1 pseudogene is annotated in these 472 nt (G+C 47.2%); it reads right to left on the bottom strand.

The window, feature by feature from the left end:
* Positions 1 to 472, bottom strand: a pseudogene (locus tag R7E78_RS23985) (cadherin repeat domain-containing protein); the annotation flags it as partial.

Genomic DNA, 472 nt, shown 5'->3' with positions numbered 1-472 from the left:
CGATATTCGCCCGCGGTATCCACTTCTAAGTTGCCATCCTTCATTCGAAGACCTTCAGGCAACCCACCAATCAGACTGACTTTGCCTTTCTGACCAGCAAACGCCATTGGAATAGCCAGTTTAGGCTGATAAGTGAGAGACATTTCCACGTCTTTCATTACCGGATGAGGTGCGCGTTCGATTTCAATGTTGAAGCGGGTTTTACTTGCTGGATAATTACGCAAGTCGTATTCGTAGGCTTCAACTTCTGCGCTACCAACACCTTTGATCAACAACGCTTCACCATCCGTAGTTTTAGCGACAACATCTTCACCATTGATGATGCGATATCCATAGTCGCCGCGAGCGTGTGCAACTTGAGGGAAAATGCGTCCACCGTCTTCATACGTCTTAGCAATATTCGCAACACTGATGGCTTGACGTTGACCCTGTTTCACATCGACCACAAACTGAGCGACTTGCTGCTTGTTTA

It is taken from the genome of Vibrio sp. YT-19(2023) (genome assembly GCF_033337395.1).
The sequence above is the reverse complement of the archived record's forward strand: the minus strand, read 5'-3'. Positions and strand labels throughout refer to the sequence as shown.